This window comes from Paenimyroides baculatum (assembly GCF_008629655.1).
Taxonomy (GTDB): domain Bacteria; phylum Bacteroidota; class Bacteroidia; order Flavobacteriales; family Flavobacteriaceae; genus Flavobacterium; species Flavobacterium baculatum.
Genome location: NZ_VWSG01000012.1, coordinates 18,345 through 41,359, shown reverse-complemented (window position 1 = coordinate 41,359; position 23,015 = coordinate 18,345). Strand labels below are relative to the sequence as shown.

The 23,015-nt window shown below is 35.4% G+C and carries 20 protein-coding genes; 9 read left to right on the top strand and 11 right to left on the bottom strand.

The genetic code is table 11. The features are described 5' to 3' along the window. Window positions 1–17: 17 nt before the first annotated feature. Window positions 18–398 carry a Rid family detoxifying hydrolase gene (locus F0460_RS13635; protein WP_150014168.1) on the bottom strand — a complete coding sequence of 127 codons (381 nt, stop codon included), beginning with the start codon at window positions 396–398 and terminating at the stop codon, window positions 18–20. A 50-nt stretch (window positions 399–448) separates the two neighbouring features. After that, complete coding sequence (locus F0460_RS13630; RefSeq protein WP_190304160.1) at window positions 449–3,142, bottom strand: putative LPS assembly protein LptD; 2,694 nt, start codon at window positions 3,140–3,142, stop codon at window positions 449–451. A 113-nt stretch (window positions 3,143–3,255) separates the two neighbouring features. On the opposite strand from F0460_RS13630, the gene F0460_RS13625 reads away from it, so the two are divergent. The 7 genes from F0460_RS13625 to F0460_RS13595 all read left to right on the top strand — a co-directional run bounded on the left by F0460_RS13625 (window position 3,256) and on the right by F0460_RS13595 (window position 9,073). Further along, window positions 3,256–3,621: an N-acetylmuramoyl-L-alanine amidase family protein gene (locus F0460_RS13625; protein ID WP_150014167.1), complete on the top strand. Its 366-nt coding sequence runs from the start codon at window positions 3,256–3,258 to the stop codon at window positions 3,619–3,621. Continuing rightward, window positions 3,608–4,015, top strand: coding sequence for an N-acetylmuramoyl-L-alanine amidase family protein (locus F0460_RS13620; protein ID WP_150014165.1), 408 nt, complete (start codon window positions 3,608–3,610; stop codon window positions 4,013–4,015). The genes F0460_RS13625 and F0460_RS13620 overlap by 14 nt, the downstream gene beginning before the upstream one ends. 217 nt (window positions 4,016–4,232) lie before the next feature. Continuing rightward, window positions 4,233–5,399, top strand: coding sequence for an N-acetylmuramoyl-L-alanine amidase family protein (locus tag F0460_RS13615; RefSeq protein WP_150014163.1), 1,167 nt, complete (start codon window positions 4,233–4,235; stop codon window positions 5,397–5,399). Between the two features lie 17 nt (window positions 5,400–5,416). Then, window positions 5,417–6,373, top strand: a complete 957-nt coding sequence (locus F0460_RS13610; RefSeq protein WP_150014161.1) for an MlaD family protein — start codon at window positions 5,417–5,419, stop codon at window positions 6,371–6,373. Between the two features lie 49 nt (window positions 6,374–6,422). After that, window positions 6,423–7,763, top strand: coding sequence for a (Fe-S)-binding protein (locus tag F0460_RS13605; RefSeq protein WP_150014159.1), 1,341 nt, complete (start codon window positions 6,423–6,425; stop codon window positions 7,761–7,763). Window positions 7,764–7,797: 34 nt separating this feature from the next. After that, a complete protein-coding gene (locus tag F0460_RS13600; RefSeq protein ID WP_150014157.1) occupies window positions 7,798–8,589 on the top strand; it encodes a (Fe-S)-binding protein in 792 nt (263 codons plus the stop codon). Between the two features lies 1 nt (window position 8,590). Continuing rightward, window positions 8,591–9,073 (top strand): ABC transporter ATPase, encoded by a 483-nt coding sequence (locus F0460_RS13595; RefSeq protein ID WP_150014155.1) that lies wholly within the window; start codon window positions 8,591–8,593, stop codon window positions 9,071–9,073. A 67-nt stretch (window positions 9,074–9,140) separates the two neighbouring features. Here F0460_RS13595 and F0460_RS13590 read toward each other — a convergent pair whose 3' ends face one another. Continuing rightward, complete coding sequence (locus F0460_RS13590; RefSeq protein ID WP_150014153.1) at window positions 9,141–10,730, bottom strand: ABC-F family ATP-binding cassette domain-containing protein; 1,590 nt, start codon at window positions 10,728–10,730, stop codon at window positions 9,141–9,143. Window positions 10,731–10,856: 126 nt separating this feature from the next. Next, window positions 10,857–11,357, bottom strand: a complete 501-nt coding sequence (locus tag F0460_RS13585; protein ID WP_150014151.1) for a MepB family protein — start codon at window positions 11,355–11,357, stop codon at window positions 10,857–10,859. 107 nt (window positions 11,358–11,464) lie between these two features. Between F0460_RS13585 and F0460_RS13580 the strand changes: the two genes are divergently transcribed. After that, the gene (locus F0460_RS13580; RefSeq protein ID WP_150014149.1) at window positions 11,465–14,347 is read left to right on the top strand and encodes a glycoside hydrolase family 3 N-terminal domain-containing protein; all 2,883 of its coding nucleotides are present in this window, start codon (window positions 11,465–11,467) and stop codon (window positions 14,345–14,347) included. Between the two features lie 19 nt (window positions 14,348–14,366). Then, window positions 14,367–15,494: an N-acetyl-alpha-D-glucosaminyl L-malate synthase BshA gene (gene bshA, locus F0460_RS13575; protein ID WP_150014147.1), complete on the top strand. Its 1,128-nt coding sequence runs from the start codon at window positions 14,367–14,369 to the stop codon at window positions 15,492–15,494. Between the two features lie 31 nt (window positions 15,495–15,525). Here bshA and F0460_RS16325 read toward each other — a convergent pair whose 3' ends face one another. The 7 genes from F0460_RS16325 to F0460_RS13540 all read right to left on the bottom strand — a co-directional run bounded on the left by F0460_RS16325 (window position 15,526) and on the right by F0460_RS13540 (window position 22,989). Next, the gene (locus tag F0460_RS16325) at window positions 15,526–16,842 is read right to left on the bottom strand and encodes a T9SS type A sorting domain-containing protein (protein WP_223810822.1); all 1,317 of its coding nucleotides are present in this window, start codon (window positions 16,840–16,842) and stop codon (window positions 15,526–15,528) included. Window positions 16,843–16,937: 95 nt separating this feature from the next. Continuing rightward, complete coding sequence (locus tag F0460_RS13565) at window positions 16,938–18,491, bottom strand: M28 family peptidase (RefSeq protein WP_150014145.1); 1,554 nt, start codon at window positions 18,489–18,491, stop codon at window positions 16,938–16,940. Window positions 18,492–18,553: 62 nt separating this feature from the next. Beyond that, complete coding sequence (locus tag F0460_RS13560; protein WP_150014143.1) at window positions 18,554–19,633, bottom strand: peptidylprolyl isomerase; 1,080 nt, start codon at window positions 19,631–19,633, stop codon at window positions 18,554–18,556. Between the two features lie 10 nt (window positions 19,634–19,643). Continuing rightward, window positions 19,644–20,705 carry a peptidylprolyl isomerase gene (locus tag F0460_RS13555; RefSeq protein ID WP_150014141.1) on the bottom strand — a complete coding sequence of 354 codons (1,062 nt, stop codon included), beginning with the start codon at window positions 20,703–20,705 and terminating at the stop codon, window positions 19,644–19,646. Window positions 20,706–20,708: 3 nt separating this feature from the next. Continuing rightward, a complete protein-coding gene (gldI, locus tag F0460_RS13550) occupies window positions 20,709–21,245 on the bottom strand; it encodes a gliding motility-associated peptidyl-prolyl isomerase GldI (protein WP_091522984.1) in 537 nt (178 codons plus the stop codon). 1 nt (window position 21,246) lies between these two features. Continuing rightward, window positions 21,247–22,260: a DHH family phosphoesterase gene (locus F0460_RS13545; RefSeq protein WP_150014245.1), complete on the bottom strand. Its 1,014-nt coding sequence runs from the start codon at window positions 22,258–22,260 to the stop codon at window positions 21,247–21,249. 48 nt (window positions 22,261–22,308) lie between these two features. Then, complete coding sequence (locus tag F0460_RS13540) at window positions 22,309–22,989, bottom strand: Crp/Fnr family transcriptional regulator (protein ID WP_150014139.1); 681 nt, start codon at window positions 22,987–22,989, stop codon at window positions 22,309–22,311. Window positions 22,990–23,015 lie beyond the last annotated feature (26 nt).

The window sequence follows — 23,015 nt, the reverse complement described above, 5'->3', positions numbered from 1 at the left end:
TTAAGTTCGACGTTTTTTTATTTATGCAAAATCATAGAAATTTCAATATTTACGTTTCGTGGTAGTTTTTCAACTTGAACACATTCACGAGCTGGAGCTGTTTCGGCAGAAAAGAAACTTCCGTATATTTCGTTAATCATACTGAAATGATCCATGTTTCTAATAAAAATAGTTGCTTTTACAACATGGTCAAAAGTCAGTCCGGCTTCTTCAATAATATAGTAAAGATTTTGCATTACTTGTTTGGTCTCGTCTTGAATTCCCGTTGTTACCAAATTTTCAGTTGCTTGGTTAAAAGGAATTTGTCCCGATATAAAAAGTAAATCGCCTACCATAACCGAATGATTGTACGGACCAATTGGAGCAGGTGCTTTTGATGAGTTGATTATTTTTTTCATTTGATGTATATTAAGTTAGAACTAAAAACGAATAGCTTAAAGTTATGAAATTATCTGTTTCTGAAACGGCGTTCGGCAGCATTTCTTTTTTCGTATTTGATATCTTGTAGGATCGACGATTTAATTCCGATGAAAAAGTTCCACTGTTTGTAGTATCCGTTCGGAATCCAAGAAAAATCCATTCGCCATGATTTTAAATCACGCTCAAAACGCAATTGCGTATAAGTAATACCTTTATTTTTAAAATCGTATCCCGTAGAAAAACCGGCCAACCAACCCGGTGACAGTGTTACATTTCCGGAAACCATCAGCGAATTATTTGTAATTTCTGATGTACGGCGTGCATTGTTGTAGGTTAAACTCCATGCTAAGGTTAAATCCCAAGGAATTTCAGTATTGTAAAAAGATGTTTTTGTTTTTTCACGTTTTTTATCATCAAACATCGATTTTTGTCTGTCTGCTAAATCAACCGATTGCCCGAACAAATCATCTCCACGACCACCGTTTTGTACATTTTGATCTACTTCGTCTTCAGGATTAGGGCTTCCGCCAAACAAAGGATCGGTACTTGCTAAAGAATAATTTACGGTAATATTGGCACTTGTAAGGCGCAACAAACTTCCGCCGTTTGCAATGTTAAATTTATCAATTCTGTTGCCAGCATTATCAATAGCCAGCGGATCTAAAGTTGTACCAAAATTCAGTTGTAATTTATCTTTCAGTAAATTGGTGTTAGCACTCATTCTAAGTGGTGCCAGCTTTAACGAATCGGCAGTGAAATTGTACGATGTACCAAAATTCAGTGAATTTAAAAGCATTACTTTTTTAGGTTCGCCCGTTGCAGATTCATCGTCACGAACTTTTGCTTCAAAATTATTTCCTACCGATAAACCTACCATGTTAGACATAGTTCTGTTAGGTTCGCCGAACAAAGTTCCCTGAAAACGCGAATATTCTTCCATGGTAGTTCCCAATGCATCAATAGCATACGTGTCGTAATATTGATTGAAACTCGGTGTGTAGTTATAAGAAACCGCCGGACGAATTACGTGGCGAATTGCCTGAATTTTAGAGTTTTTGTTGAAATTAAATGTTCCATACAAGGTAGTTCCAACATTTGCTCCAAAATTATAAGTACGGTAACTATCAAAACCATTATTTCTTACTGTCTCAACCTGATTGGTTTCGTTACTGTAAAAACGGTCAAACGTATTTAAAACCCAAGTTTCGTTATAACTTCCCGTCATGGTAACCGACAGGTATTTTAATACTTTAAAGTTGGTAGCTAATGGAATGGTATGTTGAATTCCGGCATCCATTTCATTAAACATTGCCGATTTAAAGAACAATGAATCTGTGGTTTGAATTTGATTTCTACCACTTAAATTATATTGTAGGTTTAAATTTTGAATAAATCCTTTTTTAGAACCGTTTTTTGGAGCAAAAGGATACACACGATCAACACTTGCCTGCACATTTGGCAAAGACATGGTAATTTGCTGCGTATTGGTGTTTTGGGTATGATTTGCAGAAACCGTATAATTTACCTGCGGAACAGATTGTATTGTTTTTGAATAACTTATCGATGATGATAAGGTGTTATTCATGTTTGATCCGATGTTCTGCGTGTTTAACGAGTTACGGAAATAGTTACTACTACCCAAGTTAACCGATGCAGAAAAACGTGATGTTGGGTTTGCCTTTGCATCTTGCGAATGACTCCACTGGATGTTATAGATTTTAGCTTTCTGATAATTATCAAAACCACGCTCGCCGTCAATTAATGTTTCGTATCTTAAATTAAGATTTCCGCTGTATTTGTATCTTTTACGATATTGCGATTGCGCATTTAAAGCATTACTTCCGTTTTGGTAAACATCGCCCAATAAGGTTAAATCAACCATGTCGTTAAACGCAAAATAATAACCACCGTTCTGTAAATAGTAACCGCGTAAATTGGTATCACCAAATGATGGAATAATGAAACCGGAAACTGATCCTTGCGATAAAGGAAAAAAAGCAAACGGCAAACCAATAGGTGTTGGTACATCTTCGATAACCAAATTGGTAACTCCGGTTACAATTTTTTTGTTAGGAACAAATTTAGCATTCGATGTTCGGAAATAGTATTCCGGATTCTCAATATCTTCTGCAGTTGTAAAAATTACATCTTTCATAAAGTAAACCGAATCGTTTACTTTTTTGGTTTTTGCAGCCTTAACATTAAAATCCTGATATTTTGTTCGGGTGTTCCAAACAATCGCTTTTTTTGTTTTTGTGTTGAAACGAATAGAATCTGGTTCAACGATTTGCGTTCCTTGTTTAAAAACGGGATGCTGTGTTAAATTACCTAACGAATCTTTAATTCTGCCGGCATAAACTTCTTCCTTTTCATAATCATAAATAATGATTCCTGCCGTAAGTTCGTAATCCTGATACTTAAAAACTGCCTGATTGTACAACGTAACCTTTTTATTTTTCTGATCTAGCTTTTCGTAATCTTTGGCAGTTCTAAACATTGGTGCTTCTAATTTTTGCCCTTGTTTAGGTTTAATACTGTCGTTTTTAACAGGGTTTACGGTATCTAAAGTTGCAGTCGTAATAGGTGTTTTTGGAAGTGTATCTTTCTTACTTTCAATATTTAAGCGCTTGTTTACATGAGGGAATTCTTGTGCCGAAACCTTTGACAGTGCGCCCGGAATCAAGATCAAATTAAAAACGATATATATTACTTTTTTATGCAACTTTTTAAAGCTATTTTGTAAAATTGGTAGGTGTGTTTTTTAGACTTCAAACTTACTAATATTTTTTTTTACTTTTAGACTTTTAAATAAGAAACCAAAATATAAAATAAATCATGTTTGTAAATAAGGTTAAAGTTGCTTGTGCTGCCTTTTTAATGTGTGTTGGATCAACGGTTTATGCACAAAATTTTAAAGTAGTTTTAGATCCCGGTCACGGAGGGAAAGATCCCGGTGCCATGCGCGGAAATTATGTAGAAAAGAAAATTGTTTTAGATGTTGCTTTAAAGGTTGGCGAACTACTAAAGCTTGATAAAGATATTAAAGTGATTTTTACCCGCAAAACAGATGTTTTTATAGAAGTTCAAGAACGTACCAAAATAGCAAACCGAGAAAAAGCCGATGTTTTTGTGTCTATTCACGTAAACGCGGCAAAAACACTGCTGCTTATGGTGCAGAACCTATATAATGGGTATCAGTAAAAACGAAGCTAATTTAGATGTCGCAAAACGAGAGAATGCTGTTATTACTTTAGAAGATAATTATGAAAAACATTATGAAGGATACGATCCAAACCGTCCGGAATCTTTGATAGGATTGACTTTGATGCAGGAACAATTTATCAAGCAGAGTATTGATCTGGCATCGAAAATTCAGGTTCGATTTAAAGACGATGTTCTACGAAACGACAGAGGTGTAAGGCAAGGTCCGTTTTGGGTATTGCACAGTGCACTTATGCCGAGTATATTAGTAGAATTGGGTTTTATTTCTAATAAAGACGAAGGCGAGTATCTTAATTCCGAAGAAGGTAAAAACGAGATGGCGAAAGCAATTGCAAGAGCAATTAGAGAATATAAAAAAAGCAATTCAAACTAATAAAAGATATGTTGTTAGGGGGGAATTAGGTTATTAGTTTTAATTCTTAATAACGTGTTGTAGGTAAAATCGAGTTAAAAACGAGATATATTACTTTTGTATGCAAGTTTTATATACTATTTTTGTAAATTGGAATGGGATTCTGTTTTATTCAGAAATCTTAACCGTTATTTTTTAATTTAGACTTTATAATAAGAAACGAAAATATAAATATGCTATGTTTATAGATAACTTTAAAGTTGTTGTCGGTGCCTTTTTAATGTGTGTTGGATCAACGGTTTATGCCCAGAATTTCAAAGTGGTTTTAGATCCCGGACACGGAGGTAAAGATTTTGGTGCTGTGCGCGGAAATTATGTAGAAAAGAAAATTGTTTTAGATGTTGCCGAAAAAGTAGGCGACTTGTTGAAAAGAGATAAAGGAATAAGTGTTATCTATACTCGTAAATCTGATGTTTTTTTAGAGTTGAGAGAGCGTACCGAAATTGCCAATCGTGAAAAAGCAGATATTTTTGTTTCAATTCACGCAAACGCAGCTTCTAACGCACCAAGCGCTACAGGAACCGAAACCTTTATAATGGGTACAAGTAAAAACGCATCGAATTTAGAAATTGCTAAAAAAGAGAATGCCGTTATTACTTTAGAGGATAATTATGAAACATCTTATTCTGGATACGATCCAAGCAAACCTGAATCATTAATTGGATTGACCTTAATACAGGAACAATTTGTAACGCAAAGTATTGAACTGGCATCAAAAGTTCAAACCCGTTTTACGAACGATGCCGAAAGAAAAAACCGTGGGGTTAAACAGGCGCCTTTCGTAGTTTTATACACTGCATTCATGCCAAGTGTTTTGGTTGAATTAGGATTTTTATCGAACAGTGAAGAAGGCGCATACCTTAATAGCGAAGAAGGTAAGAACGAGTTGGCTCGCGGTATTGCCAACGCAATCATCGATTATAAAAAGCAGTATCATTCTGCAAGCGAAAATATTTCAACCCAGAAACCTAGAGAAACTCCTGTAAGAGAAGAAGAACCTAAAAAAGTTGATACTGTTAAACAAAAAGTAGTAGAGCCTGCACAAACATCATCTGTAGATGCATCTAAACCTGCAACAGTTACAAAAACCGGTGTTTCTTTTAAAGTTCAAATTTCTGCCAGTAGTAAAGATGTTGCCTTAACGCCAAGTAACTTCAACGGTTTAAACAATATTTCTGTGACTAAAGAAGGCAATATGTTTAAGTATTTTTATAATGAAACTACCGATTACGATCATGCTCGTAAGGCTTTAGAAGTCGCTAAAAACAAAGGATACAATTCTGCGTTTTTGGTTGCCTATAAAAACGGTAAAAAAGTAAGCATTAAAGAAGCAATTAACAAGTAACTAAAAAAAGAAGAAAATTGAAAATAGCTATATCAAAAGAGGTAAAAACCGCTGTACTAGTGTTATTATCTATAGGAATGTTAATTTGGGGATATACCTTTTTAAACGGTAAAAACATCTTTAGCAGTTCAAGAACATTTTTTGTGGAATACGAAAATGTAGAAGGTCTTTCAACCGCATCATCTGTAACAATAAACGGAATGGTAGTAGGTAAGGTACATCATATTTCGTTAAAAGGGCAAGGCAAACTGCTGGTAGAATTAGTTATGACAGATAAAGTTGATATTCCGATCTCATCTAAAGCCGTAATTTATTCACCCGATTTAATTGGAGGGAAACAAATTGCACTTCAAATTAATTATGACGATCCTACCTTGGCAAAAAGCGGCGATTATTTACAGTCTGGACAACTTGCAGGTTTAATTGATGATTTAGGTCAAAGAGTAGATCCTATCGCAAAAAAGCTTGATTCTGTTCTTTACAACGTAAACATTTTGGTACAAACGATCAACAAAACGTTAGATCCAGCTGCACAAAAGAATCTTCAGGATGCTTTGGCACAATTGAATGCTACAATGACAAACGCAAACGCTATTACCGGTAAGTTTGATAGAATTGTATCGAGCAACGAATCTAAAATAAACAACATTGTTTCAGATTTCAACACCACATCTAAAAACCTTTCGGCTTTTTCTAACGATTTAGATAAGATTCAATTACAGAAATTACAGGATATCTTAAATAAATTCGATAGTGCAGCATCAAGCCTTGATAAAATGATGAGCGATGCAAACAGCGGCAAAGGAAACATAGGTAAGTTAATGAAAGAAGAGCAGCTGTACAATAACTTAGAATCAGCAACAAAAGAATTAAACAATTTGTTAGAAGACGTTAAACTAAACCCACGCCGTTACATAAATATTTCGGTTTTCGGTAAAAAAGCACAGCCTTATGCAGAACCAGTAAAACAATAATCATACAAAAACTAAATACAACAAAAACAATAATTAATACATTACAATAATGCACATTTTAAGCAGTATTTTATTTATAGCTTTAACCGTTGCAGGCTTTGGTTTTTTTGCAGTAAATGCAAAGAAAATCTACCGAAACATAAAGCTGGGTCAGTCTGTAGACAGAACCGACCGTTCTGCAGATCGTTGGAAAAACATGCTTTTGGTTGCTTTTGGACAAAAGAAAATGTTTGCCAGACCCATTCCGGCACTTTTGCATTTTGCCATTTATGCAGCCTTTATGATTACCCAGATTGAACTGATTGAGATTTTTATCGACGGAATTTTTGGAACACACCGTATTTTTAAAGAAGCTCTTGGCGGTTTTTATACCTTCATGATTAGTTTAATCGAAATATTATCGGTTGCAGCATTAACCGCAACAATTATCTTTTTATCACGAAGAAACCTGTTAAAACTTCCACGTTTAAACATGAAAGAATTAATGGGATGGCCTAAAAAAGATGCCAATTTAATTTTAATGATGGAAATTATTCTGGTATTATGCATTTTTACCATGAACGGAACCGATGAGGTTTTGTACAACATGGGTAAATCGCATTTCGCAGGTCAGGGATCTTTTAATTTTACCATTTCTCAATTCATTGGTCCGGCAGTTTTTGGATCTTTTAGCGAAGGTACTTTGCATGTTTTAGAGCGTGTAGGTTGGTGGGGACACTTTATTATGGTGTTGTCTTTCCTTAATTATCTGTACTATTCTAAACACTTGCACATTATTTTGGCATTCCCGAATACGTATTTTGCACATATAGAACCGCTTGGTAAATTTGATAATTTACAGGCAGTTACCAATGAAGTAAAATTAATGATGGATCCTAATGCCGATCCGTTTGCAGCACCCGCTCCTGATGAAAATGCAACACCAGCAAAATTCGGTGCGCAAGATGTTCAGGATCTAAACTGGGTTCAGTTGTTAAATGCCTATTCGTGTACCGAATGTGGTCGTTGTACATCATCGTGTCCGGCAAATTTAACCGGTAAAAAACTATCGCCACGTTTAATAATGATGAAAACGCGTGATCGTTTAGAAGAAGTTGGTAAAAATATCGATACCAATAAAGGAACTTTTGTAGACGATGGTAAAACATTGTTGAATGATTATATTACACCCGAAGAATTGTGGGCTTGTACCACCTGTAATGCCTGTGTTGAAGCTTGTCCAATAGACATCAGTCCGTTATCTATCATTATGGATATGCGTCGTTTTTTGGTTATGGAACAAAGTGCTGCACCAATGGAATTAAACACCATGATGACCAACATTGAAAACAATGGGGCACCTTGGCAGTACAGTCAGATGGATCGTTTAAATTGGAAAGACGAAAATTAACCTATCCATATCATCAACTAAAAATAAAGAGAAAATGTCAGAAAGTTTAGTAGTACCTACAATGGCCGAAATGATGGCGCAAGGCAAACAGCCCGAAATATTGTTCTGGGTAGGTTCGGCCGGAAGTTATGATGATAGAGCAAAAAAAATAACGCGTGCATTTGTTAAAATTTTAAATGCCGCCCAAGTTGATTTTGCTGTTTTAGGAACAGAAGAAAGTGCCACCGGCGATGTAGCAAAACGTGCCGGAAACGAATTTTTGTTTCAAATGCAGGCTATGATGAATATTGAAATTCTAAATGCTTACGAAATTAAAAAAATAGTAACCTGCGATCCACATTCGTTTAATTGCTTAAAAAACGAATATCCGGGTTTAGGTGGCAATTACGAAGTAATACACCACACACAGTTTATAAATGAATTAATAAACGAAGGAAAATTAAAATTTAGCGAAAATACTTATAAAGGCAAACGCATTACTTTTCATGATCCTTGTTATTTAGGTCGCGCCAATAAAATTTATAATGCCCCGCGCGAAGTGTTGCAAAAAACAACTGCCACCATTGTAGAAATGAAACGCCATAAAAGTACCGCTTTGTGCTGTGGTGCCGGTGGTGCACAAATGTTTAAAGAACCTGAAAAAGGCGATATGGATATTAATGTGTTGCGCACCAAAGACGCCATGGAAACCAACCCAAATATTATAGCAACGGGCTGCCCTTATTGCAATACAATGTTAACCGATGGGGTAAAGTTTAGCCATAAAGAAAACGAAATTCAGGTGTTAGATATTGCCGAATTAATTGCTAACGCACAAGACTTATAGTATGTTTGTACCTTTTGAAGAAATGCCGAAATCAGCTAAAATCTGGATTTATCAGGCAAACAGAAAAATGACCGATGAAGAAGTTGCAACTGCAAACGAACTGTTAACCGATTTTGTTGAAAATTGGACAGCGCACAGCACACCATTAAAAGCATCTTATCAAATAAAATACAGCCGTTTTATTATTTTGGCAGTAGATCATGAATATCATGCAGCGTCTGGTTGTTCTATTGATGCTTCTGTGAGAATCATTCAAGATTTAGAACAAAAATTCGGAATTGATCTATTAGATAAAATGAATGTAACCTATAAAACAGGAGAGTTTATTGCACATAAATCGTTAATCGATTTCAAGAAAATGGCGAAAGAAAAAGCTGTAAACGCAAATACCATTGTCTTTAATAATTTGGTAAATACTATTGAAGAGTTCGAAGAATTTTGGGAAGTTCCTGCAGGCGAAAGCTGGCATAGTCGCTTTTTTTAATAAGAATTTCAATTATAAAAAGAATCCTCTTTATATTTTTAAAGAGGATTTTTTGTTGAATAACATTTTACAAGTTTATTGTTTGATTAATATTGATTTGATCTAAAAAAGTTTCATCGTGCGAAATTACTAGTAAAGTGCCTTGATAATCGTTGATTGCGTTTGTAAGTATTTCTATGTTTTGAATATCCAGATTGTTGGTTGGTTCGTCTAAAATAATGATATCCGGCGATTCACTTCCAATACTCAAACAGCATAACATTAACCGCATACGTTCGCCTCCGCTTAATGCGCTGCAAGGTTTGTCCCATGTGTTTTGAGGAAAAAGAAAACGATTCAGTCTGATTTTTACTTCATGTTCCTCCAAATTGAACGTATTAAACTGTTGCGCTTGTTCATACACTTTTAAATGATTCCTTATTAAAGAATAATCTTGATCAATGTAAACCGATTTACTTTCTTTACGAAAAACAGTTCCGTGTTGTGGTTCCAGATTTCCTAAAAGGATTTTTATAAAAGTAGTTTTTCCGGATCCGTTAGAACCTTTAACAGCAATACGCGATCCACTTAAAATCTGCAGATTTAAATTATTCTTCCAAATAAAATCACTGTTTGCGTATTTGAAATTTATGTTTTCTGCGGTAAAAAGCACTTTTCCTTTGTGAAGTAAAGAACTGTTAAAACCGAATTTCATTTGTTCGGTTGCTACAACTGAAGATCGCAAATCCTGTAGTTCCTCTCTAATGTTTCCTATTTTTTCTGTGTGAACGCTTTTTAGTTTCGCCGTACTGTTTTCTGCATTATTCCGCAACGTATTCATCATTATTTTGGCAACACCCGATTTTTCCTGCTTGCCTTTTCCTCTGCTGTCTAATTTTTGCTGTCGTTCAATGGTTTCGCGTTCTATTTCACGAGCTTTCTTCAGTGCTTTTTCTTTGCTGTGAATATCTTGGGCAAGCGCATTTTGTTCGATCTGTTTCTGTTCGCTATAAAAATCGAAATTTCCTCCGTAAACAGTAACTCCGTTTTTGGTTAATTCACAAACTTTGTTCAGAATATTCAATAGTTTTCTGTCGTGACTTACGACAATCAGGGTGCTTTTGGTCGATCTGATAAAATCATACAAAAGTTCCCGACTTTCAAAATCTAAATGATTGCTGGGTTCATCCAATAAGATCAATTCGGGTTTATGAATCGAAATTCCAGCTAAAAACACCTTTGTTTTTTGCCCACCGCTCAACGTTTCCATTTTTTGCGATAAATCCAGATCATTTAGCTGCCAGTGCTTCAATACTTCGTTGCAACGGTCTTCAATAGTCCAATCATCGTTGAGTGTTTCGTAGTTTTCTTCTGAAATATTTCCCTTTAAAATTTCATGTAATGCAGTCAATTTTTTATCGATTCCTAAAGCTTCTGCAATAGTAAAATCATTATATTGACCAAAAATCTGTGGAATATAATAAGGTTTTGAATTGATATTAACAGAGCCGTTTAAGGGTTGCAGCAAACCTGCCATGATTTTTAGCAAAGTTGATTTTCCGGAACCGTTGTTGCCGATTAGTGCGATTTTTTCGCCTGAATTTACTGTAAGATTTATATTGCCGAAAAGTAAATCTTTGTTTGGATGTGTATAGGATAAGTTTTGAATAATAAGCATGATTTCTTTCGTTAAAGATGTAACAATACAGCACACCATTTTGTGGTTTACCGCTTTTGAAAAGTCTGAAAGAAATTGTTTTTTACATTTTACTGCTTATTTTTTGTTGTACAAAGTTAGTGTTTTTTATGATTTATTCAACAAAATAGTTGCTCTTTCAATTAATACATGGTCGTTTTCGCTACAATTGATAAAATAATTAGTCTGCCATGCTTTGGTTTTTGCTGCTTGATTGTTTGTAGTTTCTGTCCAATCTGGATAAACTCTAAAACCTCTTTTTCCTTCTTTTTTACTGCTTGTCAGTATGTTTTTCTCACTTAAAATATTTTTCGAAAAAACGAAAAAACCGAAATAATCTTCTTGTTTTGCGGCGATAATATAAAAATCAAACCGATCGTTTACATTGAAAGGTTCGGTTTTATTTTCAATGTTTCGTTTCCAAAGAGTTACAAACAAACCAACTTTTTTCGGAGTGACCTTTGCTTGCCGAAATTTTATTTTTAGGTCATCCAATTTAAAACTGCATCCCAAATATTCCAAACATTCATCATCTGTAACAAAATCGGTGATTTTTTTATTGGTTAACTGTGAAAGTTGTAGCTGTATCTGTTGGAAATCGTTTGTCATTTTTCTTGTAAATGTATCGTAAAGTTTTTTAACGGAAAATTCCGAATTTATATTATTAATTTCATCTTCAAAAGTTTATTTTTGAGGATGTTTTATTTTTAACAGTTATGAAAAAAATCTGGTTAGCGTTTTTATATATTCCCTTAACAATATTTGCACAACCCAAACAAAAATTTCAGCCCGCACAAAAGTGGGTCGATAGTGTTTACAATCAAATGTCGTTCGATGAAAAAGTGGGACAACTTTTCATGGTGGCAGCTTATTCCAACCGCGATGAAAAACATATTCAAGAGCTTTTAGATTTGGTGAAATCTAAAAATATCGGAGGTGTCATTTTCTTTCAAGGTGGTCCGGGGCGTCAGGCAAATATGACCAATAGATTACAGCAAGCATCAAAATTACCATTGTTTGTTGGAATTGATGCAGAATGGGGATTAGGTATGAGGTTAGATTCTACCTATGTTTATCCGTGGAATATGACGTTGGGCGCGGTTCAGAAAAACGATTTGATCCAACAAATGGGCACACAGATGGCGGCACAATCTAAACGTATGGGTATTCATTTTATGTTTGCACCCGTTGTAGATGTTAATATTAATCCACTAAATCCTATCATCGGAAACAGATCTTTTGGGGAATCTAAAGAAAATGTTGCCGATAAAGCAGTGGCATTGATGCGCGGAATGCAGGAAAATCAAGTGTTTGCAACAGCAAAACATTTTCCTGGGCATGGCGATACTGCAACCGATTCGCATCACGCACTTCCAAACATCGATTTCGATAAAAAAAGATTAGATAATATCGAACTATATCCTTACAAAAAACTGATAAAAGAAGGCTTGGCATCAGTAATGGTGGCACATTTGTCGGTTCCTGCGCTAGAGCCTAAAAAAGATGTTCCAACATCATTATCATACAATACCATCACCAATCTTTTAAAAGACGATTTAAATTTTAAAGGATTGATCTTTACCGATGCCTTAAATATGAAAGGGGTAGCGAATTTTAAATCACCAGGAGAAGTGGATCTGGCGGCATTTTTGGCAGGAAATGATGTGTTGCTTTTTGCAGAAAATGTTCCGTTGGCAATACAGAAATTTAATGATTCGTTTGCTAAAGGCGAGTTTACCGAGGATCGTTTGGCACATTCGGTTAAAAAGATTTTACTTTACAAATACAAAGCTGGTTTAAACAATTACAAACCAATTGATACCAAAAATCTGTATCAGGATTTGAACAAACCGGAATACACCGATTTAAGCTATAAACTGTATGAAAACATTGTTACCGTTGTAAAAAACAATAAGAACACGTTGCCTTTTAACAGCACCAAACAGCAGAATATTGCTTATGTAAAATTGGGCGACGATGTAAATGATACTTTTATTGATGCGCTGCAGGCAAACCAGCCGGTTACGGTTTTTAATCATTATCAGATCGAAGATCATTTGGAAGATTTAAAAGCATTCGATTTGGTAATTGTAGGTTATCATAAAGCAGACGGAGTTTGGAAAAAGCACGATATGACAGGGAATGAGGTTTCACTTCTTGATAGCATTGCAAATACTAATAAAACGATTTTTGTATCGTTTGTAAAACCTTACGCGTTAAGTGCTGTTAAAGATTTTTCGAAATTTGAAGCGATTGTTTTGGGATATCAGAATAACATTATTGCGCACAGAAAAGTTACCGATGTTCTTTTCGGAATGCAGCCTGCAACAGGGAAACTTCCGGTTTCTATCGGTAAATTTTTCAAAGAAGGCGATGGTATCGATTTAAAAGCGAATAAAAACATCCGTTATGGTCGTGCTAGTGAAGAAGGATTTAATGAAACCAAGTTGAAAGAAATTGATGTGCTGGTAAACACAGCAATTAAAAATAAATACACACCGGGCGCACAGGTTTTAGTAGCGAGAAATGGTAAGATTGTCTATAATAAATCGTTTGGAAAAATGACGTATAATGACAATGTTGATGTTACCAATCAAACAATTTACGATCTGGCATCGCTTTCTAAAATGTTGGGAACGTTGCCAATGGTTATGAAAATGTACGATGATGGAAAGTTGCGTTTCGATCAGAAATTAGGCGATTTACTGCCTGAATTCAAAAAGACCGACAAAGCAAACATAACCGTTAAAGAACTGTTGACGCATAATTCAGGTTTAGTAGCTTGGATTCCGTTTTACAAAGAAACGTTAGACGGTAACGGAAAACCGAAAGCCGATTTGTATCAGCCAACATTTTCAAAGGATTTTAATTTGCAGATAAACGATAATCTGTTTTTAAAATCAGATTACAAAAAGAATATCATTGAAACCATTGCAGAATCAAAATTAGGAAAGAAAGAATACAAATACAGCGATTTAAATTTCATTTTATTGTCCGAAATTGTAGAAAGATCCTACAAAAAGCCTTTAAATGAATTGGTAAATGAATATTTTTACGAGAAAATCGGAGCTAAAACCTTAACGTATCTTCCGCAGACAAAGTTCGATTTATCACAAATTGCTCCGACTGAAATCGATAATTATTATCGTTACACAACCGTTCAAGGTTATGTGCACGATATGGGAGCTGCAATGTTTGGTGGTGTTGCTGGTCATGCAGGATTGTTCGGGAATGCTCTGGATGTATCTAAAATGATGCAGCTTTTTTTAGACGGCGGTAAGTTTAACGGCGAAGAAATTATATCGCAAAAAACCATAAACGATTTTAATACGTGCTATTATTGCAAGGAAGGAAATAGGCGAGGAGCCGGTTTTGATAAACCACAATTGGGTAAAAGCGGACCAACGTGTGGTTGCGCTTCATCAAAAAGTTTTGGACACACAGGATTTACGGGTACAATGGCTTGGGCTGATCCGGAAAACGATTTAATTTACGTTTTTCTATCGAACAGAACCTTCCCGAATGCCGATGACAACAAGCTTTCAAAAGCAAATACAAGAGAAGATATACAGCAGGTAATTTACGATGCTTTAAAATAATTAATTTTCCACATTTAATATGAAAATAGCCATAGTTTGCTATCCAACCTTCGGAGGAAGTGGAGTAGTAGCAACAGAATTAGGTATTGAATTAACAAAACGCAATCACGAAGTACATTTTATAACCTACAGTCAGCCAGTTCGTTTGGCACTTTTAAATAAAAATATTCATTACCACGAAGTTGTGGTGCCAGAATATCCTTTGTTTCACTATCAGCCTTACGAGTTGGCTTTGTCAAGCAAAATTGTAGATACAGTTAAAGAATACGGTATCGATCTTTTGCATGTGCATTACGCCATTCCACACGCGTTTGCCGGTTATATGGCAAAGCAAATGCTGGCAGAACAAGGCATTTCGCTGCCTATGGTAACCACTTTGCACGGTACCGATATTACTTTGGTGGGTAATCATCCGTTTTACAAAACCGCAGTAAGTTTCAGTATTAACCAATCTGATTATGTAACGTCGGTTTCGGCAGATTTGAAAAAATCGACCTATGAATTGTTCGATACCACGAAAGAAATACACGTTATTCCGAATTTTATCGAAGATAAAAATATTACACATGTACAATGTAAACGAAATTTGTTTGCCGAAGATGGTGAACGGATTGTTACACACGTAAGTAACTTTAGAAAAGTAAAGCGTATTTTGGATGTTGTGAAGGTTTTTGACGGAATTCAGAAAGAAATGCCTGCAAAACTGATGATGGTGGGCGATGGTCCGGAACGATTAGGGGCCGAAGAATTAGTGAAAGAATTGGGTATTGAAAACAAGGTGATTTTCTTTGGGAATTCATCAGAAATCGACAGTATTTTGAAATATTCCGATTTGTTTTTGCTTCCGTCTGAAACCGAAAGTTTTGGTTTGGCAGCATTAGAAGCCATGGCAAATAAAGTCCCTGTGATTTCATCAAACACCGGCGGATTACCAGAAGTAAATGTTCAAGGTGTTTCCGGTTTTATGGACAACATCGGCGATATAAATGGAATGGTTCAACACGCTATCGAAATTTTAAAGGATGATGATACGCTGCAAGAATTTAAAGAGCAGGCGTATACCCATTCAAAAAACTTTAGTGTAGATAGAATTGTCCCGCTATATGAAGCTATTTACAATAAAGCATTAAAAAACACGCTTGTTTAAGCGTGTTTTTTTGTTATATACTAATTGTTGATTACTTAACAATTACCTTTTTAGTAGCTTTACCTTGATTTGTTAAAACCTGAACATTGTAAATACCTTTTGCAAAACCACTTACATTAATTGTTTTGTTAGAAGTTTCTTTTACCAATTGACCACTTGTATTGTAGATCAACACTTTTTCTAAAGTTAAGTTTTCTTTCAATTCAATATTTAAAATATCGGTAGTAGGGTTAGGGTAAATATTGAAGTTGTCTAATACAAAGATATCAGATGATAAAATGCCTGAAATATCATAAACTCGTGCTCCAGAAGAAGGACCTTTACCTTCATTACTACCAGCCGGTTTCGGACCAATTTTTCCATTGCTTCTTAGAGCTAAACTGCTACCGTCTCTTGAAAGTGCAATTGCCCAATCGATATTGTTACCGTTTTTGTCAATTACATCTCCCTTTTTCACCCAATTACCTTGAAGATATTCAAAAATATCTACTCTTCCATTACCAGTATTACCATTTTCATAAGAACCCACTACAACAACATTTCCTGAACCAGATATAGCTACATTGGATCCAAAACGTTCATTTTGTGCCTGACTAACTATTGGATTTCCTAATTGTGACCAATTGTTATTAACGTATTTATAAACATTTATAGAACCAATATTTTGTGGTTGTTTACTACCAGTCGTAACAGCAATAGTATTTCCGTCACTTGACATATCCATTCTGTATCCTGTTGAGCCATCATTTGGATTTGCATTAATTGTGTTTCCAACTGGTATCCATTTATTATTCACATTTTTAAAAACATTTATTGTTGTACCTGGATGTGGTGCAGTGGCAATGGTATCCCCATTTTCTGATAGGCAAATACTAAATCCAAAAGAGTTAATCTGCCCTATATTTGTCCACGTACCTGAAATGTTTTTATAAATATTAATACCAGGCATAGTTTCAGGTGCAACTGCTATAATCGATCCATCACCAGAGAGCGCTATGTCATGACCGCCATCTAGAATATCCTGTCCTATTTGAACCCAATTACTATTAACATTTTTGTAAACTTTAACTAAAGGACCATGACTAGTAACAGCTAATACAGAACCATCATTGGAAAGCATAATTCTATAACCGTATTGCGGAATGTCTTGTCCTAACTGTGTCCAATTTCCAGAAACTTTAGAGTACACATGTGTAACAGAACCACTGCTTACAGCTAGTACATTTCCATTTTCAGACAGTGCAACCGCATCTAAATAATTTGCGTTTAAGGATATATCCTGCCCAATTTGTGTTTGTGCATTACTTATGGTTACAAATAGCAATGCGAAAAGTAGTTTTAATTTCATAAATGAATATTTTGTTAATTGTCAAATATATGTAATTTAATTGGTTAAAAATAACGGTAAATAACAAAAAAAGCTGTTCATTTGAACAGCTTTTTTTAATAATCTTTAGAATTTCGTTTTGGCTCTTTTACCGTTGGCCATTCGGTATTTGTTGGTATAACTCTTTTTTCGTTTGAAATTTCATTTTGATCGTTTGCCGCTTCTAAAGTTAGAATTGTGGTTGTAATTACGTTTCGCTCTAATTCTTCAAAAACAATTTTATCATACGTATCTCGGTTTGTGTGCCATGTGTATTGCCCATAATCCCAGTTTTGAGTTCCTAAATTAAAAGCCGGAACACCCGCTGCAATGAATGATGCATTATCTGTTCCACCACCTTGCGGCATTCCTGGATAATCGGTTTTAATGTGTTTTCTATTGTTTTCTGGTACATTTTGTAACCAAGTGCCTAAATAATTGTAAGCTTGCGTAAATCCTTGTCCGCCAATGTAATTGATACGACCTGTGCCGCTGTCTTGATTAAAAAGCACTTTGATTTTTTGAACTTCGGTTGGGTTGTCCATAATATATGCACGTGATCCGTTTAAGCCTTGCTCTTCGCTTCCCCAATGACCAATTACAATGGTTCGGTCGTTATTCGGAGCATATTTCTGAATTAAACGGGCAACTTCCATCATTAAAATTGTTCCGGTACCGTTATCGGTAGCACCTTGCGCACCATCCCAAGAATCTAAATGTGCCGAAAGCATAACATATTCGTTTGGTTTAGTTTTTCCGGGAATCGTCGCAATCGTATTAAAGGTTTTAGCTGTTCCTAAATTTTTAGATTGCGTATTGATCTTTAATTTCGGAGCTTTTCCATTAATCGCCAAACGATGAAGCAAACCATAATCTTCTAAACTAACATCGACCATTGGTGTGTTTTTAGAAAAACTGTAAAAAATACGGTTACTACCCATTGTTCCTGTGTAAAACGATTGTACAAAACCAACAGCACCTTTGGTTTCTAAATATTCTACAATTTCGCGTGTGGTTTTTCCGGTAGCTTTAATGCTGTTGTTCCAAGCTGATAAATCATCGCTTTTTTCTTTTTTGAACGATGTAAAATCTTCTTCGGTTGCGTGCTCTTTCCACTGATTTTCTGGTCGACCTGATTTTTGATATTGAGATATTAAAACGATTTTTCCTTTAACCGAATTAGTCCATGTTTCAAATTCAGCTTTCGATTGAAAAATCGGCATTGCAACAACTTCTGCTTCAATTGCTTTTTTAGTATTGGCATTCCAAGCAAGCTGCATTCCGTCGATTGATTTAATTCTCGGATGCGTCATTTCAATTTGTGTTGTTCCTCGCTGCCACGATTTCCATTCGCCGTACGCGACATTTTCAGCCGAAATATTCCATTTTTTGTATGTGTCAACAACCCAACTATGAGCCTGTTGCATTTCGGGAGATCCAACCAAACGCGGACCAATTTCATCTAAAAGTTCAAATGCCAAATGTTCTAACTGACTTTTGTTTTCAACTTCGTTGATGATTTCGTTATAAATAGATTGTTTGTTTTGCTGAAAGTTATTTTGAGCAGAAACTGCCAGACCTAACACAGAAAACGAAAGTAAAAAGGATGATTTTAAATAGTTTTTGTTCATTGTTGATTTATAAGGATAGATTAGGAATTTAAAAGCAAAAGAGGCAAAAGCCTCTTTTTATATTATTTTGAAATATGCAATTCAAAAATTAAATTAGTGTTTGGTGGGATAGCACCAGGATAACCTTGTTCACCATAACCCAAATGCGATGGAATAAAGATGTACGCTTTGTCACCGATATTCAATTGTTCGATACCTTCGATAAAACCTGGAATCATACCTGTTTTCTGACCATATTCAAACGGAATTGGAATGTATTGATTTGCTGCCTTACGTTGTTCATCTAATTTGTTGTATTTCGCTGCAACGTTTTCTAAACTTGTATCAAACAAACGAGCATCTTCAAAATATCCAGCATAAGCTACATTAATTTTATCGCCTTGTTTTGGTTTGCCACCGTTTCCTTTTTCAAAAACAAAGTAAGATAAACCGCTTGCAGTTGTAGTTGCTTTTGATTTAGCATCGGCAAACGTAGTTTTCATTTCGTTTAAAGTACTTTCAATAGCTTTGTTTGCTTCTTGTTCTTTCTTCTGGTTTTCGTCTTGTTTTTCTTTGAAAACTTTTGCAGCATCAAAAGCTTTTGCTTTATCGCCCGAACGAATAATTTTTATATTTTCTATTTTATCGCCTTGTGCAATAGTGTTTACAATTTCTTGTCCTTCAATAACATGACCAAAAACACTGTGCATACCGTCTAAATGTGGAGTAGGAACGTGTGTAATGAAAAATTGCGAACCGTTAGTTGTTGGTCCGGCATTTGCCATAGATAAAACGCCCGGTTTGTCATGTTTTAAATCTGGGTGAAATTCATCGGCAAAAACATAACCTGGTCCACCTTCACCTGTTCCTGTTGGGTCACCACCCTGAATCATGAAATCTGCAATAACGCGGTGAAAAGTCAAGCCATCATAAAAAGGCTTGTCTTTAAACTTTGCTTCTACAAACGGGTTTTTACCTTCTGCCAAACTTACAAAGTTAGCTACAGTTAACGGAGCTTTTTCATACTCTAATTGAGCAGTGATAGTACCTTTGTTAGTGGTAATTTCGGCGTATAAGCCTTCTGGTAAATTGCTTTCTTCTTCTTTTTTACACGCTGTAAATAAGGTTGCCGTTAATACAGCTAATGCTAAAATTTTCTTCATTTTATAGTAATTAAGGTTTGATGTCTACGTAAAAAACTAGGTTTGAATTTGCCGGAATTGGTCCCATAGCGCGTTCGCCATATCCTAAATTCGATGGAATAAAGATGTATGCTTTATCGCCTTTGTTCAATTGTAATAAACCTTCTGTCATTCCTTCGATAAATCCGCCTTTGTTTCCAAAAGTGTAATCTAATGGTTTATAAGCGTTTGCATTTTTTCTTTGCGGATTTAAAATTCCGTGTTTTTCTGCCAAAGCTTCAATACCTGTATCAAACAAAGTTCCGTCTGCTAAATATCCTGCATAATCAAAATGAATGTCTTCGCCTTCGGCTGGTTTGATACCTGCACCTTTTTCAACAACATACATTTTAATTCCTGATGGATATGCCGTTGCTTTTGTTAGATAATCATCGAACATTTTTTTTGATTCGATTTTTAAACTCTCTGCCTGTTTCTTTTTAAGTTCTTCTTCTTTTTTAGCTTTTTCTAAAGTTTCAGTAAACGTTTTTATAGCATTGAATTTTTTAGCATCTTTACCTACACGAACGATTTCTACTTTTTCAATAACATCGTTTTGTTCAATAGCGTTAACGATATCAAGACCGGTAACTACTTTTCCGAAAACAGTGTGACGACCATCTAAATGAGGCGTAGCAACGTGTGTAATAAAAAATTGCGATCCGTTTGTTGCCGGTCCGCGATTTGCCATAGATAAAACTCCAGGACCATCATGTTTTAACGTCGGAACAATTTCATCTCCAAATAAGTAACCTGGTTCTCCAGAGCCATCGCCTTTAGGATCGCCTCCCTGAATCATAAAATTGGCAATAACGCGGTGAAATTTCAATCCGTTATAGAAAGGTTTTCCTTTGTATTCTGATTTAACCTGCGGATGCGTTCCTTCTGCCAAAGCAACAAAATTTGCTACGGTTAACGGCGTTTCATTGTAATATAATTGAGTAGTAATGGTACCTTTTTTGGTAACAAAATTTGCGTACATGCCGTCGGCTAACTTGGTTTGTGCAAAAGCCTGCGTGCTAATTAACGCAAAAACAAATAATAGTTTTTTCATTTTTTATTCTGGTTTAATATCGTTAAGGGTTACTTTACAGATTAGCGGAACGTTGGTTCCAATTTTTTCTTTATCGCCCAAATAGCCGTATGCCATGTGCGATGGAAATATAAACGAAACAGTTTCGCCTTTGTGCATTAATTTCACGGCGTGGCGCAAACCAACCATAATTTCCTGCTTGTCTACAGCATAAACTTTTGGCGTTGTTTCGGCTTTTGTATAAATTAAATTGCTGTTGATGTCGTAAATTTCAAAATCCAGTTTAACGATATCACCTTTTTTAGGTAGCAAACTATCAGTTGTTACAGCAACATCGTACTTGTACCAAAATCCTAAAGTAGATTGATAATAATGATGAGCCGAATCTTTTTTAATGACGTTTTGGATCAGCTTTTCTTCGTCTTGAACAATATTTTTGTTTCGCTGAACAGATTCCTTTATAAAAGTTCCTGAACTGTAACTCACCGGTTTGCGAGGCTCGGGCTGTTTACATGCAAACAATAAGCCGGTTAAGGCAAAACATGCAATTATTTTTTTCATATTACTGTTTGTTAATATTGTTTAAAATGGTTTCAAAGTTTAGAACGGTTTGTTCCAAGGTATCGAACGATTTTCCGCCGGCTGCATTAATGTGTCCGCCACCATTGAAATAACTTCGAGCAAATTCATTTACATCAAAATCGCCTTCAGATCTAAAAGAAATCTTAATCATTCCTTCTTCTTTATTTTCGATGAATATTGCTGCCAGATTAATTCCTTTTAATGATAATCCGTAATTTACAATTCCTTCGGTATCTCCTTTTTGATAATCGAATTCGTTTAAATCGTCTTGAGAAAGAAACGTGTAAGCCGTGCTTTTTTCGGGCATTACCTTTAAATGCTGTAACGCTCTGCCCAATAATTGCAACTGATTGAACGATGCCGTGCTGAAAAGCGAATTGTGAACTTTTGGATTATCAACACCTAAATCAATCAAATCTGCAACTACGCGGTGTGTATCGCCCGTTGTTTTTACAAATTTGAACGAACCAGAATCGGTTACAATTCCCGTGTAAATACAAGTTGCCGCATCTTTATTGATATATTGTGTAAGGTTTAATTCTTCCAGAAAACGATACAATAATTCGCAGGTTGATCCAAAAGAAGTATCGGAAACTGTGATTTTTGCATACGCATCGGGCATTTGGTGATGATCGATCATTACAAACGGTTTGCGCAGTTTCTCCAAATACGATCCCATTTGATCGCCTGCACGGTGCAACGCATTAAAATCTAAAGTAAAAACCAGATCACTTCCTTGTAAAAAAGTTTTGCAGGCATCGAAGTTTTTTTCGAAAACCAAAACTTCTTCAGAAGCAGGAAGCCACGAAATAAACTCGGGAAATTCGTTAGGTGAAATTACTTTTACGGTATGGTTAAGCTGTATTAAAACGTGGTAAAGGCCTAAACACGAACCTAATGCATCACCATCGGGGTTGCGGTGCGGAACAATTGTTATTTGTTTGGGCGTTTTTAAAAAATCGGTTAAAAATGCTGTATCGTTTGTATTCATCATAATGCGAAAATACACAAATTAGCATTTACTTTAAAAGGCTTTATAAAATTATTGTGCTAAACTTTTTAATTCGTTCAGCTTTAAAATTTTTATTCTTTTTGCTTTTAAATCTATAATTCCCAGTTTTTTTAATTCAGCAAGCAGTCTTATGCAACTTTCTGTGGCAGTTCCAACCATACTTGCAATTTCCTCTCTGCTTAATTGCAGACTTAAAAAACCTTCGGCATCAGTTCCGGCAGAATCTAAAACATCGAGCAAAGCAAGAGCTAAACGTTCTTTTACGGTTTTATGAGTGTGATTTATGGCAAAATCGGTTGCGTAGTTAAGGTTTTGGCAAACGTCTTTTGTAACTTCAAACGAAAAATTTTTGTTGTTGCCAATAAAACCCAAGACTTCATTTTTCGGAATAAAACAAACCTGCATGTCTTCAACTGCAACTGCACTTAAAGTAGCTTTTCCTTCGGTTAAGATCGATGTTTGTCCTAACAAATCACCTTTCGTAATCAGTTTCAGAATAGTATCTTTTCCGCTAGAATTCATTTTAACCAATTTGCATGTGCCTTGTTTAATGCAGTAAACGCCGTTCATTACATCGCCTTCGCTAAAAATAACGTCGCCCTTTTTTATAAGAAAACTGTCTTTACACTTCGCTAAATGAATCAATTCGTCTTTAGACAAAGCCTTTAACGAACTCAATTCTCTAACGATGCACTGCTCACACTTGCCCATTAAATTAGTTTTTACAAATATACGAT

Bases quoted from the DNA above. Each gene is read 5' to 3' on its own strand.
- F0460_RS13590 (WP_150014153.1), bottom strand. From the start codon at position 10,730: ATGCTTATTATTCAAAACTTATCCTATACACATCCAAACAAAGATTTA.
- F0460_RS13595 (WP_150014155.1), top strand. From the start codon at position 8,591: ATGTTTGTACCTTTTGAAGAAATGCCGAAATCAGCTAAAATCTGGATT.
- F0460_RS16325 (WP_223810822.1), bottom strand. From the start codon at position 16,842: ATGAAATTAAAACTACTTTTCGCATTGCTATTTGTAACCATAAGTAAT.
- F0460_RS13625 (WP_150014167.1), top strand. From the start codon at position 3,256: ATGTTTGTAAATAAGGTTAAAGTTGCTTGTGCTGCCTTTTTAATGTGT.
- F0460_RS13585 (WP_150014151.1), bottom strand. From the start codon at position 11,357: ATGACAAACGATTTCCAACAGATACAGCTACAACTTTCACAGTTAACC.
- gldI (WP_091522984.1), bottom strand. From the start codon at position 21,245: ATGAAAAAAATAATTGCATGTTTTGCCTTAACCGGCTTATTGTTTGCA.
- F0460_RS13620 (WP_150014165.1), top strand. From the start codon at position 3,608: ATGGGTATCAGTAAAAACGAAGCTAATTTAGATGTCGCAAAACGAGAG.
- F0460_RS13580 (WP_150014149.1), top strand. From the start codon at position 11,465: ATGAAAAAAATCTGGTTAGCGTTTTTATATATTCCCTTAACAATATTT.
- bshA (WP_150014147.1), top strand. From the start codon at position 14,367: ATGAAAATAGCCATAGTTTGCTATCCAACCTTCGGAGGAAGTGGAGTA.
- F0460_RS13545 (WP_150014245.1), bottom strand. From the start codon at position 22,260: ATGATGAATACAAACGATACAGCATTTTTAACCGATTTTTTAAAAACG.
- F0460_RS13540 (WP_150014139.1), bottom strand. From the start codon at position 22,989: ATGGGCAAGTGTGAGCAGTGCATCGTTAGAGAATTGAGTTCGTTAAAG.
- F0460_RS13615 (WP_150014163.1), top strand. From the start codon at position 4,233: ATGTTTATAGATAACTTTAAAGTTGTTGTCGGTGCCTTTTTAATGTGT.
- F0460_RS13560 (WP_150014143.1), bottom strand. From the start codon at position 19,633: ATGAAGAAAATTTTAGCATTAGCTGTATTAACGGCAACCTTATTTACA.
- F0460_RS13565 (WP_150014145.1), bottom strand. From the start codon at position 18,491: ATGAACAAAAACTATTTAAAATCATCCTTTTTACTTTCGTTTTCTGTG.
- F0460_RS13635 (WP_150014168.1), bottom strand. From the start codon at position 398: ATGAAAAAAATAATCAACTCATCAAAAGCACCTGCTCCAATTGGTCCG.
- F0460_RS13555 (WP_150014141.1), bottom strand. From the start codon at position 20,705: ATGAAAAAACTATTATTTGTTTTTGCGTTAATTAGCACGCAGGCTTTT.
- F0460_RS13600 (WP_150014157.1), top strand. From the start codon at position 7,798: ATGTCAGAAAGTTTAGTAGTACCTACAATGGCCGAAATGATGGCGCAA.
- F0460_RS13605 (WP_150014159.1), top strand. From the start codon at position 6,423: ATGCACATTTTAAGCAGTATTTTATTTATAGCTTTAACCGTTGCAGGC.